The 14814-nt window shown below is 61.4% G+C and carries 12 protein-coding genes and 1 pseudogene; 6 read left to right on the plus strand and 7 right to left on the minus strand.

What is annotated here, in order from left to right; genetic code table 11:
• Positions 1-25 precede the first annotated feature (25 nt).
• Entirely contained in the window at positions 26-589 is a 564-nt protein-coding gene (locus HU811_RS16620) for an NAD(P)H nitroreductase (RefSeq protein WP_092397487.1), read from the minus strand.
• A gap of 183 nt (positions 590-772) precedes the next feature.
• On the opposite strand from HU811_RS16620, the gene HU811_RS16625 reads away from it, so the two are divergent.
• The gene (locus HU811_RS16625) at positions 773-2227 is read left to right on the plus strand and encodes a TrkH family potassium uptake protein (protein WP_092397485.1); all 1455 of its coding nucleotides are present in this window, start codon (positions 773-775) and stop codon (positions 2225-2227) included.
• On the opposite strand, the pseudogene HU811_RS16630 reads toward HU811_RS16625, so the two are convergent.
• Positions 2184-3240 (minus strand): annotated as a pseudogene (locus HU811_RS16630) (AraC family transcriptional regulator). The gene HU811_RS16625 and the pseudogene HU811_RS16630 sit on opposite strands and share 44 nt — an antisense overlap.
• A 161-nt stretch (positions 3241-3401) precedes the next feature.
• Here HU811_RS16630 and HU811_RS16635 point away from each other — a divergent pair.
• Both HU811_RS16635 and HU811_RS16640 read left to right on the plus strand, forming a co-directional pair.
• A complete protein-coding gene (locus HU811_RS16635) occupies positions 3402-3713 on the plus strand; it encodes an Mpo1-like protein (protein ID WP_047226210.1) in 312 nt (103 codons plus the stop codon).
• A gap of 20 nt (positions 3714-3733) precedes the next feature.
• The gene (locus tag HU811_RS16640) at positions 3734-4318 is read left to right on the plus strand and encodes an HD domain-containing protein (RefSeq protein WP_186656992.1); all 585 of its coding nucleotides are present in this window, start codon (positions 3734-3736) and stop codon (positions 4316-4318) included.
• Positions 4319-4560: 242 nt separating this feature from the next.
• On the opposite strand, the gene HU811_RS16645 is transcribed toward HU811_RS16640, so the two are convergent.
• Positions 4561-5379 (minus strand): UDP-2,3-diacylglucosamine diphosphatase, encoded by an 819-nt coding sequence (locus HU811_RS16645; protein ID WP_186656994.1) that lies wholly within the window; start codon positions 5377-5379, stop codon positions 4561-4563.
• Positions 5380-5513: 134 nt separating this feature from the next.
• Between HU811_RS16645 and HU811_RS16650 the strand changes: the two genes are divergently transcribed.
• Complete coding sequence (locus HU811_RS16650) at positions 5514-6263, plus strand: helix-turn-helix transcriptional regulator (RefSeq protein ID WP_092458354.1); 750 nt, start codon at positions 5514-5516, stop codon at positions 6261-6263.
• A gap of 92 nt (positions 6264-6355) precedes the next feature.
• On the plus strand, positions 6356-7249 hold the full coding sequence (locus HU811_RS16655) for a DMT family transporter (RefSeq protein WP_092397475.1): 894 nt from the start codon (positions 6356-6358) through the stop codon (positions 7247-7249).
• On the opposite strand, the gene HU811_RS16660 is transcribed toward HU811_RS16655, so the two are convergent.
• Positions 7243-7530, minus strand: a complete 288-nt coding sequence (locus tag HU811_RS16660; RefSeq protein WP_047226205.1) for an Rdx family protein — start codon at positions 7528-7530, stop codon at positions 7243-7245. The genes HU811_RS16655 and HU811_RS16660 overlap by 7 nt on opposite strands.
• Positions 7531-7601: 71 nt before the next feature.
• Between HU811_RS16660 and HU811_RS16665 the strand changes: the two genes are divergently transcribed.
• Complete coding sequence (locus HU811_RS16665; RefSeq protein WP_186656998.1) at positions 7602-9791, plus strand: patatin-like phospholipase family protein; 2190 nt, start codon at positions 7602-7604, stop codon at positions 9789-9791.
• Positions 9792-9892: 101 nt separating this feature from the next.
• Here the strand turns inward: HU811_RS16665 and HU811_RS16670 are convergent, their stop codons facing one another.
• From HU811_RS16670 to recQ, 3 genes are all read right to left on the minus strand, one after another.
• Positions 9893-11833 (minus strand): FimV/HubP family polar landmark protein, encoded by a 1941-nt coding sequence (locus HU811_RS16670; RefSeq protein ID WP_186657001.1) that lies wholly within the window; start codon positions 11831-11833, stop codon positions 9893-9895.
• A gap of 93 nt (positions 11834-11926) precedes the next feature.
• The gene (locus HU811_RS16675; protein ID WP_047226202.1) at positions 11927-12361 is read right to left on the minus strand and encodes a MarR family transcriptional regulator; all 435 of its coding nucleotides are present in this window, start codon (positions 12359-12361) and stop codon (positions 11927-11929) included.
• Positions 12362-12479: 118 nt separating this feature from the next.
• The gene (recQ, locus tag HU811_RS16680) at positions 12480-14606 is read right to left on the minus strand and encodes a DNA helicase RecQ (protein ID WP_092397469.1); all 2127 of its coding nucleotides are present in this window, start codon (positions 14604-14606) and stop codon (positions 12480-12482) included.
• Between the last annotated feature and the right edge of the window lie 208 nt (positions 14607-14814).

Here is a 14814-nt window from a genome sequence, read left to right on the forward strand (position 1 = left end):
GCAGCCTCGCTTCGCTCGGCAGCTCCTACAAGCCTGTCCACTCGCTGACAAACTCTGCCGTTTCCGCCTTCGGCGCCGTGCGCGCTTCTTTCTGCGGCGTCCCCAGGTAGAGAAAACCGATCACCTCTTCCCCGTCCTCAAGGCCCAGCCCCTTGGCCACATGAGGTGAATACGCCAGCTCACCGGTACGCCAGACTCCGCCCACCCCTTGGGCATACGCCGCCAACAGGATTGCATGGGCCGCGCAGCCGGCCGCCAGCATTTGTTCGGACTTGGGGATTTTGAAATGGTCCTGCAACCGTGCAATCACCACCACGACCAGCGGCGCGCGCAACGGGCCGTTGAGCGCTTTCTCCACGACCGCTTCGGCTACCAGCGGATCATTGAACCGTGCCGCTTCGGCCAGGAGCTCGCCCATGCGATGACGCGCCTGCCCTTCGACCGTCAGAAAACGCCATGGCCGCAACTGGCCATGATCCGGAGCCCGCATCGCAGCGGCAAACATGACCTCGCGCTGTTCAGCGGTAGGCGCCGGGTCCACCAGGCGCGGGACGGAAACACGGTTGAGCAAAGCGTCGAGAGCCTGCATCGGCCACCTCCTGAAAAAATGTCCCGCTATTCTAGTGGCTTGTACGGCGAGTTCGTTAGCTCAAATTCCGCGACCAGACGTCCATTGCGCAGACCACTGGCCTCACGCGCCACCGGGTGCCGGTTTACATGCCGCTTGTCGCGGGTAGAATGACGCCCTTCCCTTTCAGCCCGAGCGGACTTCATGGCGTTGCCGACCCTACGGATCATTGGTTTCATCATCGGCATCTTCCTGATCACCCTGGCGATCTCCATGGTCGTGCCCATGGCCACCTTGCTGATCTTCGAGCGCACCAACGACCTCCCGTCGTTCCTCTGGTCGAGCATGATCACTTTTGTCGCCGGCCTGGCCCTGGTCCTGCCCGGACGCCCGGAACACGTGCATCTGCGCCCCAGGGACATGTACCTGCTGACCGTCAGCAGTTGGCTGGTGGTGTGTATCTTTGCCGCGTTGCCGTTCCTGCTTACCCAGCACATCAGCTATACCGACTCGTTCTTCGAAAGCATGTCCGGAATCACCGCCACCGGCGCCACGGTCCTGAGCGGTCTGGACAACATGTCCCCCGGCATCCTGATGTGGCGGTCGTTGTTGCACTGGCTCGGCGGGATCGGCTTCATCGCGATGGCGGTGGCGATCCTGCCACTGTTGCGCATCGGTGGCATGCGGCTGTTCCAGACCGAATCCTCCGACCGCTCAGAGAAAGTCATGCCCCGCTCCCACATGGTGGCGCGGCTGATCGTGGCGTCCTATGTGGGCATCACCATTCTCGGCACCCTCGCACTGTGGTGGGCGGGGATGAGCCTGTTCGATGCCATCAACCATGCAATGTCGGCGATTTCCACCGGTGGATTCTCGACGTCGGACAAATCCCTGGCCAAATGGACCGAGCCGGCGGTGCACTGGGTCATTATCGTTATCATGATTCTCGGTAGCCTGCCATTTGCCTTGTACGTCTCGACGCTGCGGGGCAATCGCCGGGCGCTGATCAAGGACCAGCAGGTCCAAGGCCTGCTGGCGGTGCTGCTGGTGACCTGGGTGGTGCTGGGCACCTGGTACTGGGCGACTACCGACCTGCACTGGCTGGAGGCCCTGCGGCACGTGGCGATGAACGTGACGTCGATCGTCACCACCACCGGTTTCGCCCTGGGGGACTACAGCCTGTGGGGCAATTTCTCGCTGATGTTGTTTTTTTACCTGGGGTTCATCGGTGGCTGTTCAGGTTCGACGGCCGGCGGGATCAAGATCTTCCGCTTCCAGGTCGCCTACATCCTGCTCAGGGCCAACCTCAAGCAACTGATTCACCCGCGCGCGGTGATCAAACAGAAGTACAACGGCCACCGCCTCGACGAAGAAATCGTGCGCTCGATTCTCACCTTCTCGTTCTTCTTCGCCATCACCATCTGCGTGATCGCCCTGCTGCTCTCGCTATTGGGGGTGGAATGGATGACAGCCCTGACCGGCGCCGCCAGCACCGTGTCCGGCGTTGGCCCAGGACTTGGCGAGACCATCGGCCCGGCCGGCAATTTTGCCCCGCTGCCGGATGCGGCCAAATGGATTCTGTCGGCTGGCATGCTGCTGGGCCGACTGGAGATCATCACCGTGTTCGTGCTGTGTATCCCGGCGTTCTGGCGTCACTGACCGGCCTGGCCGTTTGACCGCGCCCGGTATTCGCCGGGCGTCGTGTCGAACCAGCGTCGAAAGGCCCGGAAAAAATTGCTCGGGTCGGCGAAGCCCAGCAGATAGGCGATTTCCAGCAGGGTCAGGGCCGGCTGCGCCAGGTACTGTTCGGCCAGTTCGCGGCGGGTGTCATCGAGCAGGCTCTGGAAACTGGTGCCCTCTTCCTGCAAGCGTCGCTGCAAGGTGCGCTGGGACAGGTGCAGCGTCTGCGCCACCACGTCACGCTTAGGCTCGCCCCGTGGCAGCAGCCGGCACAACACTTGCCGGGTCTGGTGGGTCACGCGGCTTTCGGAAAAACGCGCCAGGTATTCACCGGCAAACCGGTCGTGGAGCTGCGCCATGGCCTCGTTGGCGGTGGGTAACGGCGCCTCCATGTCGCTACGCTCGAAGATCAACGCGTCGTAGGGTGCGCCGAATACCAGCGGCGCGGGAAACGCCTGCTGGTAAGGTGCCAGATCAACCGGTTCGGCGCCCTGGAACAACACCTTCATCGGGTGCAGCGTGCGTCCGGTCAACCAGTTGCACATGGCCAGCGCACAGGCCAGGGAAGCCTCGGCGCTTTGACGGGTGGGTGGGAGGTGATCGCCATGCACAGTCAACACCAATCCGTAGCCCCCCTCCATCTGACGAAAGCTCAGGTCGGCGCTTTCAGCGATGATCCGCTGATAACGCACGAGCCGCTGAAAACCCTCGACCAGCGTGCGGCTGGACATCAAGGCATACCCGACCACGTGAAACGACGCCGGGCGCACCACTTTACCCATGTTCAAGGCGATGGCCGGGTTGCCCGACAACTCCACAGCTCGTTGCCAGAGGCGGGTCATCGAATCTTGGGGGAAACGTGCATCCGGATCTTCCAGCGCGTCATAGTCCAGCCCCAGCTGTTTGAACAGCATCCGACAATCCAGGCCGTCCATTTCCAGTGCCTTGACAATCCCCATCGCCCAGCTTGAAGAAGTCGTTCGTTCGCTCATGACGTTTTACTTGCATGACGAGCCGCAGGGTACGGCTGGATTTGCGAAGGATACTAAAGTGGCGCCCATTGTCACTGGTCGTTGCAAGTGATCGCTCTAGACTTCAATCAAACCGTTGGTCGCCCAGAATCAACAGAACAATAACCACAGAGCCCGCAGTCGTGGAAAACACCAGACGCTTCAATACGTTCGCTGAGTTCTATCCCTATTACCTCAGCGAACACAGCAACAGCACCTGCCGGCGCTTGCACTTTATCGGCACCTCCCTGGTCATCCTGATTGTTGCCCTGGCTCTGATCGTCGGCAACGGCTGGTGGCTGATCGTCTTGCCCATTGCCGGCTACGGCTTTGCCTGGGTCGGGCATTTCTTCTTTGAAAAGAACCGTCCCGCCACGTTCCAGCACCCGTTCTACAGCCTGCTCGGCGATTTTGTCATGTACCGCGACATGCTGCGGGGCAAGGTAGCGTTCTAGCCACTCTCAAAGGACTGCCCATGAACTCCCAAGCGCGCTTTACCCACATGAAGGACGGTACTGAGGAAGACTGGGCAATCATCGCCGCCGACTTCAGCGCCTATGCCCGGCAATTACCGGGTCGGATCCTGACCCATTTGAAGTTGCTGGACGGCGATTTCGGCGGTTTTCCGGTGGATCGCCTGACCCATTCCCTGCAAACCGCCACCCGTGCCTATCGTGACGGACGGGACGAGGAATATGTGATCTGCGCCTTGCTTCACGACATCGGCGACACCTTGGGCAGCTACAACCACCCGGACATTGCCGCCGCCATCCTCAAGCCGTTCGTCAGCGCCGAAAACCTGTGGATGGTGGAGAAACACGGGATATTCCAGGGCTATTACTTCTTCCACCACCTGGGCATGGACCGGCACCTGCGCGAGCAATTCAAAGCGCATCCCCAATACCAGGCGACCATTGATTTCTGCGCCCGATACGACGCCGCGGCGTTCGATGCCGAGTACGACACCCTGCCGTTGAGTTTCTTCGAGCCGATGCTCGAAAGGCTGTTTGCCGCGCCGAAGCAGTCGATCTACAAGGCAGCGATGGCTGAACAGATTTAAGCCTGACTGATTGCTGGGGACCGCTGCGCGGTCCATCGCGGGCAAGCCTTGCTCCCACAGGTATTCACAGCCTGTGATAGCAAGCACCTCCTGTGGAGCAAGGCTTGCTCCTACAGGTATTCACAGTCTGTGAGAGCAAGCATCTCCTGTGGGAGCAGGCTTGCTCCTACAGGTATTCACAGTCTGTGAGAGCACGCACCTCCTGTGGGAGCAAGGCTTGCCCGCGATGGCGTCAGATCGGCTCATGCCGGTTCGGTGACTTTCAACTCCGCCTTGAGCAGCGCTTCCCGCGCTTGGGCATCGGCCAACCGATACAACTCGATCGACCCGTCCCAATGCTCGATCAGCGCCGTGCATGACTCGACCCAATCGCCACAATTGAGATACTCCACCTCGCCCACCCTGCGCATCTCGGCATGGTGGATGTGCCCGCACACCACGCCGTGCAGCTCACGCTTCACACATTCATGGGCGATGGCTTCTTCAAAATCACTGATAAAGCTGACCGCCGTCTTGACCTTGTGCTTGAGGTACGCCGACAACGACCAGTAACCGTAGCCATAACGGGCCCGCCAATGGTTGAGCCAGCGATTCAGGGTCAGGGTGAACTCGTAGGCCGAATCGCCCAGGAATGCCAGCCAACGGTGGTACCGGGTGATGACATCGAACTGATCGCCATGGATCACCAGCAAATGCCGGCCGTCTGCGGTGACGTGCACCGCTTCGTCCACCAATTGGATATTGCCCAGAATCAGCTTGGAGTAACGCCGCAGGAACTCGTCATGGTTGCCGGTGACGTAGATCACCTCGGTGCCGCGCTTGCTCATGGTCAGCAAGCGACGAATGACGTTGGTGTGAGCCTGTGGCCAGTACATCCCGCCGCGCAGCTTCCAGCCGTCGATGATGTCACCCACCAGGTAGATCTTGTCAGTATGGTAGCCCTTGAGAAACTGCGACAAATGCTCGGCCTGGCAGTCCCGGGTGCCCAGATGCACATCGGAAATCCATAGGGTGCGAACACGCTGTTTGCGGCTGGGTCTGGCGAGCTCGGCGCTGGTCATGGGCAACCCTCTGATCGTTTTAGCCACTGTGCCTGCCTGCGGTTAATACCCCATGACAAAAACAAGTCCGTTACATGACAGCGCGAAGCTGCGTGGCCTCGGTGTATGCTGACGGCCTGCCCCGGGAGACCGAGATGAGACCGATCCTCACGCTACGCCAGTACAGCCACGACCTGATTGTCCACAGCCACGACCACGCCCAACTGGTGTTCGGGTTGTCCGGCCTGTTGGATTTCGAGGTCGAAGGTTGTGGCAGCCAGGTCGTGCAGCAGAGCTTCGTGGTGATACCGGCCGGCGCCCATCACGCCTGCGGCAGCCCCCGTGGCAGCCGTTGCCTGGTATTGGATGTGCCGGGCGATGACTGGATCGGGCAAGCCTTGGGTGATCACGCCGACGCCAGCCGCCGATTGCTCGACAATACCGCTCGCAGGCCCCTGGATGCGGGGCAAAGCCAGTTGGTCAACTGGCTGGCGGGCAGTCCGGTGGACGACCCACTGATTGCCCAACAAGGGGCGGTGCTGCTCCTGGCCAGCCTCAACGGCTCTGGTCAGGACACAATCGGTGGCCGGCGCCTGCCCTATGCGGCGCTCAACGCCCACATTGACCAGTACGCCGCTTATCCGCTGCAAGTGGCGGACCTGGCCCAGGTCGCCGGGCTCTCCAGTGCCCGCTTGCATGCACGTTTCGTCGCCGAATGCGGGCAAACCCCGATGGACTACATCCGCAGCCGCCGTCTACACAAGGCGGTAGGACTGCTGCGTGACTCACAACTGCCCATCGGTGAAATTGCCCACCGGGTCGGCTATAGCTCGCAAAGTGCGTTTGCCGCCGCAGTGCTGCGCGAATTCGGCGCTTCACCGGGCAAGCTGCGGCGCCAGCGCTAGCTTCGCGCTAAAAAACGCTAGGATCGCGACAGACAGGAACGGCCGGTAACGGGTTCAATACCCTGACGCTCAACCGTTGGACAAGGATCGCAATGACTCCCCGTACCGCCCTCGGCGCCCTGCACATTGGCGCACTCATGTTTGGCCTGACCGGTGTGTTCGGCAAGCTCGCCGCCGCCTCGCCAGCGGTCATCGTGTTCGGTCGCGCCGTATTCGCGGTGCTGGCCCTGGCAGTTTTTGCCCGTTTCGCCAGCAGCGCCCGCTGGCACAAGCTCCACGCACAGGACGTTCGACGCTTGCTGCTGGGCGGCCTACTGCTCGCCGGCCACTGGGTGAGCTTCTTCATCGCGGTGAAAGTCGCCGGCGTGGCGATCGCCACGTTGGGCTTTACCAGTTTCCCGGCCTTCACGGTGCTGCTCGAAGGGGTGATTTTCCGCGAGCGGATCCGCGTCAATGAAATCCTGCTGGTGGTATTGGTGAGCATCGGCCTCGTGCTGGTCACACCGCACTTCGACCTGGCCAGCGGCGCCACCACCGGCCTGCTGTGGGCCGTGCTTTCGGGCTTGCTGTTCTCCCTGCTTTCGCTGGTCAACCGCGCCGGTTCCACACGGGTGCCGCCGGTACAGGCCGCTTTGTGCCAGAACCTGGTGGTCGGGTTTTGCCTGTTGCCAATGGCAGCGCCACAACTGATTGACGTGCGCCCTGTCGACTGGCTGTGGATCGCCCTGCTGGGGGTGTTCTGCACCGGCCTGGCCCACAGCCTGTTCGTCGCCAGCCTGGCGGTGATCAAGGCCCGCACGGCGGCGGTGGTGTTTGCCATGGAGCCGGTCTATGGCATCACCATGGCCTGGTTGCTATTCGATGAAAATCCCACATTGCGCATGCTGCTGGGTGGCGCGCTGATCATCGTTGCGATCGTGGTGTCGAGCCAACTCAGTGGCGGCACAAAGAAACCGGGTGTAGGCGCCCAAGCCACGTCTCACTGAACCCGGTCGTTATGGCCCAGATCCCGCTCCGGGTCGATCCGGTCACGGACCCGCTGCTTGAGAACCTTGGCCTCGGGAAAACCACCATCGGCCTTGCGTTCCCAGATCTGCGTGCCGTCGCAACTGATGTGAAACACCCCACCCGTGCCCGGCACCAAAGACACTTTGCCCAAATCGTCGCTAAACGTGCTGAGCAGCTCCTGAGCCAGCCAGGCGGCGCGCAGCAGCCACTGACATTGAGTGCAATAGGTAATGACGACTTCCGGTTTGTGTTCGGTCATTGCGGGGGAACTCCTGGGGGCAAAGGCATCGCTATAATACCTGCCTTTGATCGCCCGCCCCGAGATTGACGATGCGCCGCCTGCTGCCTTGCCTGCTTCTGTTACTGCTGCCCTTGTTCGCCGACGCCGCTCAGGCCCCTCGTCCGAAAGTCGGCCTGGTACTGTCCGGCGGCGCCGCCCGGGGCCTGGCCCACATCGGGGTGCTCAAGGCTCTGGAGGAGCAAGGCATCCAGATCGACGCCATCGCCGGCACCAGCATGGGCGCCGTGATCGGCGGGCTGTATGCCTCGGGCTACAAAATCGACGAGCTGGAAAAACTCGCCCTGGGCATCGACTGGCAACAGGCCCTGTCCGACGCCCCGCCGCGCAAGGATGTGCCGTTCCGGCGCAAGCAGGATGACCGGGACTTTCTGGTGAAACAGAAACTGAGCTTTCGCGACGACGGCAGCCTCGGCCTGCCCTTGGGCGTTATCCAGGGGCAGAACCTGGCCCTGCTGCTCGAAAGCCTGCTGGCCCACGCCAGCGACACCCGGGATTTCGACAAACTGCCAATCCCGTTTCGCGCCGTGGCAACCGACATCGCCAGTGGCGAGAAAGTGGTGTTTCGCAAGGGCCACCTGCCCAAGGTGATCCGCGCCAGCATGTCGATTCCGGCAGTGTTCGCGCCGGTGGAACTGGACGGTCGATTGCTGGTAGATGGCGGCATGACCGACAACATCCCGCTGGATGTAGCCCGGGAAATGGGTGTGGACATGGCCATCGTGGTGGACATCGGCACCCCGCTGAGCACCCGCAAGCAATTGGTCACGGTGATCGACGTCCTGAACCAGTCGACCACCTTGATGACCCGGCGCAACTCCGAAGAACAATTGGCAACGCTCAGAGAAGACGATGTGCTGATCCAGCCGGCACTGGCGAGCTTCGGCGCCACAGACTTTGGCCGTGCCCAGGAGATGATCGACGCCGGTTACCGTGCCACCCAAATACTCGAGGCTCGCCTGGCGCACCTGCGCCCCACGGAACCGGCCGACCCCGAACTCGTGGCAGCGCGCACCCCGAGTGAGCGCACACCGGTCATCACCGCCATTCGCGTGGAGAACGACTCGAAAGTCGGCGACGATGTGATTCGCTATTACGTTCGCCAGCAAGTCGGCGAGCCACTGGACCTGGGTCGTTTGCAAACCGATATGGGCACGTTGTACGGGCTGGATTACTTCGAGCAGGTGCAATACCGCGTCGTGCACAAGGCCCCGGAGCATACGCTGGTCATCAGTGCCCGGGGCAAACGCACCGGCACCGATTATCTGCGGCTGGGGTTGAGCCTGTCGGACGACATGCGCGGCGACAGCGCTTTCAACCTCGGCGCCAGCTATCGGGTCAATGGCATCAACCGCTTGGGCGCGGAGTGGCTGACCCGGGCGCAGATCGGCGGCAAGCAGGAACTGTACAGCGAGTTCTACCAGCCGCTGGATGTCGGCTCGCGCTACTTCATCGCACCCTACGGGCAATTCGAATCCCGCAACGTGGAGTCCATCCTGGACAACGATCCGGTGGCCCAGTACCGCGTCGAGCGTTATGGCTTCGGCTTGAACCTGGGCCGGCAGATCGGCAACAGCGGCGAAATCCGTTTCGGTGTCGGCCAAGCCTGGGGCGAGGCAGATGTACGTATTGGCGATCATGACCAGCCCAGCGAAAGCTTCAATGAAGGCTTCTACGACCTGAAGTATTCATTCGACTCCTTCGACAATGTGTACTTCCCCCATGAAGGCGAAGACATCGGCCTGACCTGGCGCCAGTATGAGCCAGGATTAGGTTCCGACCAGCGTTACCGCCAATGGGAACTCAACCTGGACAAGGCGCTGAGCCGCGGCCCGGACACCTTCATCCTCGGCGGGCGTTACGGGCGCACCCTGGACACCGCCGAAGTGGTGACTTCAAGCTTTGTACTCGGCGGTGCGCGGCAGCTGTCGGGCTTTCGCGAAGACGGCATATCCGGGCAGAACATGAGCCTGATGCGCGCCGTGTATTACCGTAGGCTCACACCGCGAGCCTACCTGCCGCTGGATTTCCCGCTGTACATCGGCGGCTCCCTGGAACGGGGCCGGGCGTGGAACAACGACAATGAGTTCGACAGCGGCTACATCAATGCCGCCAGTATTTTCCTGGGGTTTGATACGCCGCTGGGGCCACTGAATTTCAGTTATGGGTTTAACGATGATGATGAACAGGCGGTGTATCTGAATCTGGGGCAGACGTTTTGATCGGTGCTGTCCCAGTCAAATAACCTGCCTGTGGATACAAATCCCCTGTGGGAGCGGGCTTGCTCGCGAAGGGGCCGGTAGGTTCACATCAATAAAGGACTTCAGCGAATCCCCGCCAGCAGCACCCGCGCGGTTTGCTTGAGGGGTTCATTGCCCTCTTCCAGCAACTCTTCCAGCAGTGCGACGGCGGTTTTCAAATCGCCATCGTCGATGCAATTCTGCGCCTGCTCCAGCTTGTCGGAGTGTTCCGCTACCTGAGGCTCTTGGCGAACAGGTTCCAGGGCCATCGGCTCCAGTTCCAGCGACTGTTCTTCATCGGCAAACCCGTCGAGAAATGCATCGTCCAGCGATTCGGTTTCCGACGGTGCGCTCCACTGCAGCTCCGGCTCGTCGAAACTCGAAAGCGACAAGTCCCCAAAGCCTTCGGGTGCAACAGGTGTTTTTTCAGCGGCACTGTCCGGGGGCTCGGCAAGGTCCCAACTGGTTTCCATGGATAGCGCATCCAGATCGAGCTCAAACTCGTCACTGGACACAGGGACGGCGTCAGGCAGCGGCGCCGGCGGCTGAGGTTCTGTCACCATGGGCGCGGCGACCGCGGCGACCTTCGGATAACGCCCGCGGATCTCCTCCAGTGTCCTGACATCAATGCCCTGCGCCAACAAATGATGTTCCTGGGCCTGGAAACCGATGGTATCGCCCTGCTTGCCCAGCACCTCCAGCAACTTGAGGCCCAGGTCGGTACGCGCGGGCTCTGTCAGCAACGCGGCACGCAGCAATCCCGCCGCTTCGGTGAAACGACCGTAGGTCAGGTAAATCCCGACTCCTTCCAGCACGTCCCCCAAAGGTGCATCACCGTTACTGAACGATGTGGCGGCCTCGGGCTGTTCCGTGTCGGCGGTCGACGCATAGGTTGGGCTGTCGTCTTCAAGCATCGGTTCAGGACGCTCGGGTATGGGCTCCATTTCGGCCTGTTCTTGCTGCCGTCGACGAAGGAACAGCAATAGCCCGAGCAACCCCAACAGCCCCACCAGCGCCGTTATCCACAGCCAGTTAATGCCTTCCTCTGGTTCCGGGACCGGTTCTGTGACGGGTTGTGCTTGATCTGGCGGCGCGGGTGATGCGGCTGATGCGGCAGGCACCGACTCCGGCTGCGCAGATTCAGCAGGGGCCGGCGTGACCTCGGCCAGTTGTGTCTGCAACTCGCTGATCTGCTTGCGCTGACTCGCGATTTCTTCGTCCTGGGATTGGAGCAGCGCCTGCAGTTGCTCGATGGTTTTTTGTTGCTGCTCGTTTTGGAGCACGCTGGCGGCCAGTTGCTCGTCGGACACGGCGGAGGCCGGGGCCGCAGCCACTTCTGTCGCTGATGGCAGCACCGCAGAATCGGGCAGCAATAAACGCTGGCCCACGGAAAGCCGATCGCTGCCGGGGTTCAGGGCCTGGATGCCCTGCATCAGCTCATTGACCGACGCATTGCTGCCGGCGTCATGCAGGCGCTTGGCGATGGACCAGGGGTTGTCTCCCTGCACGACGGTATAGCGCTTGCCTTGAGTAGCCGCAGGCGGCTTGATCGCAGGCGTTGCCTGGACCGTGGAGGAAGGCTCGTCCCGGGCCGGTGCGACACTCGGCGTGCCCGGTGGGTCGATCAACACGGTGTATTCGCGCAGCAGGCGCCCGTTGGGCTGATTGAGCTGCACCAGGAAATTGAGGAAGGGTTCCTCCACCGGTTTGCTGGAGGTCACCCGAATGTAGCTGCGCTCGCCGCGCAGCACTGGCGTGAAGCGCAGGCTATTGAGAAAAAACACCCGCTCCACGCCGGCACGGCTGAAATCGTCCGGGCTCGCCAGGCTGGCCGATAAATCGCTTTCACTCACCCCAGCCACATCGACCAGGGCGATATCGGCACGCAACGGCTGATTCAGAGCGGAATGGAGGGTGATCTCCCCAAGTCCCAGCGCCGATGCAAACGCCGGATACCCTATGGCTGCCACGACGACCAACACGTTGACCCAACTGCGCAACGTGCACTGCAAATTTACAAACATGGGCATCCCTTTTGATTACCAGACTGAGCGCCTAAGTACTGGTTATAGTTCGCGAACCGCCGAATCTCAAAAGTCTGACCCGCAGGATATGCCTCAGGATTTTTCCAGATTGGCCAGAATCGTGCCGTGGACCCGCATGCACACGCGCATGTCGGCTTCATCGACCCCCTCGAACAACTCCCGCCGCAGTTGCGTGGCAATGGTTTCGATCTGTTCGATCAGCGGCAACGCCGGTGCACAAAGCACGATTTTCTTGGCACGACGATCCTCGGCCACGGCCTGACGCTGCACCAAGCCTTGAGCTTCCAGGCTATCGAGCAACCGGGCCAGGGTCGGACCTTCGACAGCGACACTCTGGGCCAGTTCACGCTGGGTCGGCGCCTGTTCGAAACGGGCCAGGTGCAGCAGCACCAGCCAGCGGGCCTGAGACAGACCCAACCCGGCCAGGCGACGATCCAGCTCGGCACGCCAACCTCGAGACATTTGCGCCAACTGCATGCCAAAACGGTGTTGATCGGTTAACGGCATAATAAAACTCATCAGATCTGAAATAGAGAAAAACTAATTATTAGTCAGCTAAGCATGAGCTTTGGATTCAGGCAAGGTTTCCCCTGTAGTGAATCGTTAAAGGACCGTAACTCACTGATCAGACTTCAAATTCAGACTGCAACGCAGCTCTGACACAATACAGGACGCCCTCTGGGACCCGACCGACAAACAACGCAGAAATTTCCGACACCGGCGGCAACTCACCTTCGCCATCCAGAAACGCGTCCTGCACCTCGCCCATCAACTCCTCGGGTAAATCCAACGCCTGCTCCAAAGACAACTGCTGCTTGCCGATGGCCTCGGCCAGCATCGTATACACGTTCTTTTCCGAGCATTGCAGTTGCCCGGCGATCTGCAACGGGGTCATGCCAGCGCGGGCCAGGGTGATCAATTCGTGACGAACATCGGCCACCGCTTTCGGCGCTTCGGCCTCGCCGCCCAGCACCTGGAGGAAGGCTTCACCGTAACGCTCCAGCTTGCGCGCGCCCACGCCGCTGACCCGGGCCATTTCCGCCAGGGAGGTGGGTTGGCTGCGGAGCATTTCCAGCAGCGTCGAGTCGGGGAAGATGACATACGGCGGCACGCCATGCTCTTCGGCCAGCTTGCGACGCAAGGCGCGCAATGCTTCCCACTGGTCCCGCTCTTCGCCGCGCACCAGTTGGCTGGCCTGGCTCTTGCTGCTCTTGATCGCCGTTGCCGGTTTGAGATCACGGCGCAGTTCGAGGGAGACCTCGCCTTTGAGCAAGGGACGGCAGCTGGCACTCAGGCGCAGGCCACCGTAGCCTTCCAGGTCGATATCGGCCAGCCCGCGGGCCACAAGCTGACGGAACAATGAACGCCATTCACTCTCCGTGCGTGCCTTGCCCACACCGAACACCGACAGATGCTGGTGGCCGAAGCTGCGAACCTTTTCGTTGTCCTTGCCCAGCAATACGTCCACCAGATGCCCCACGCCATAGCGTTGGCCGGTGCGATAAATCGCCGACAACGCCTGGCGGGCCGGTTCGGTGGCATCCCAGGTTTCCACGCCGTCGACACAGTTGTCGCAATGTCCGCAAGGCTGGGGCATGTCTTCGTCGAAATAGGCCAGCAAGGTCTGGCGCCGGCAACGGGTCTCTTCGCACAGCGAAAGCATGGCGTCGAGTTTGTGCTGCTCAAGACGCTTGTGGCGCTCGTCGCCCTCGGAGTTCTGCAGCATCTGCTTGAGCATCACCACGTCCTGCAGGCCGTAGGCCATCCACGCGTCGGCCGGCAAACCATCACGGCCGGCGCGACCGGTTTCCTGGTAATACGCCTCGAGGGATTTGGGCAGGTCCAGGTGCGCGACGAAACGCACGTTGGGCTTGTCGATGCCCATGCCGAACGCCACGGTGGCCACCATGATCAGGCCTTCTTCATTGAGGAAGCGCTTCTGATGGTAGGCCCGCAGGTCATTGGGCAGGCCGGCGTGATACGGCAATGCCGGAAAGCCTTGCTCGCAGAGAAACGCCGCCACTTCATCGACCTTTTTGCGCGACAGGCAATAAACGATGCCGGCGTCGCTGCGCCGTTCGGCAATAAACGCCAGCAACTGCTTGCGCGGCTGCTCCTTGGGCACGATGCGGTAGAAAATGTTGGGTCGGTCGAAGCTGGAGAGAAACCGCTCGGCGTTCTGCAAGTGCAGGCGTTCGACGATTTCTTCGCGGGTGCGCTTGTCGGCGGTGGCGGTCAGGGCGATGCGTGGCACGTCGGGAAACAGTTCGGCCAGTTGCCCCAGTTGCAGGTACTCGCGGCGGAAGTCGTGGCCCCATTGGGACACACAGTGGGCTTCATCGATGGCAAACAGGGCGATTTCCAGGCTCTGCAGGAACGCCAGCATGCGCGGCTGCACCAGGCGCTCCGGGGCCAGGTAGAGCATTTTTATTTCACCGCGCTTGATTCGCGCCGCCAGGTCCCGCTGTTGCTCGGCGCTGAGGGTCGAGTTCAGCGAAGCGGCGGCAACCCCCAACTCTTCAAGGGTCGCAACCTGGTCGTCCATCAACGCAATCAGCGGCGAGACCACTACCGCCAGGCCGTTGCGCAACAGCGCCGGCACCTGGAAGCACAAGGATTTGCCGCCGCCGGTGGGCATCAGCACCAGAGCATCGCCCCCGCTGGCCACGCGCTCAATAATGGCACCCTGGCGGCCACGGAAACTGTCGTAGCCGAAGATGTCCTTGAGGACGCGTTGAGCCTGTTCGAGCATAAAAACTCCAAAAATCACCGAAACATCCCTGCAAGGCTGGTTCAGATTCAAACACGCTGCACCGGCAAATCGTAAGTGCGCGTTTCGAAACGCCGGGACGCCGCAGGGCATCACAAAACGCGGCAGTATACCCGAGGCCTTCGCGGCAAAGGGCGCTGCTGACAAGAGGCGCTTACTACGCGTGCTGGATGTGACCCCGAACCCGTGG

It is taken from the genome of Pseudomonas tehranensis (assembly GCF_014268615.1).
Classification (GTDB): domain Bacteria; phylum Pseudomonadota; class Gammaproteobacteria; order Pseudomonadales; family Pseudomonadaceae; genus Aquipseudomonas; species Aquipseudomonas tehranensis.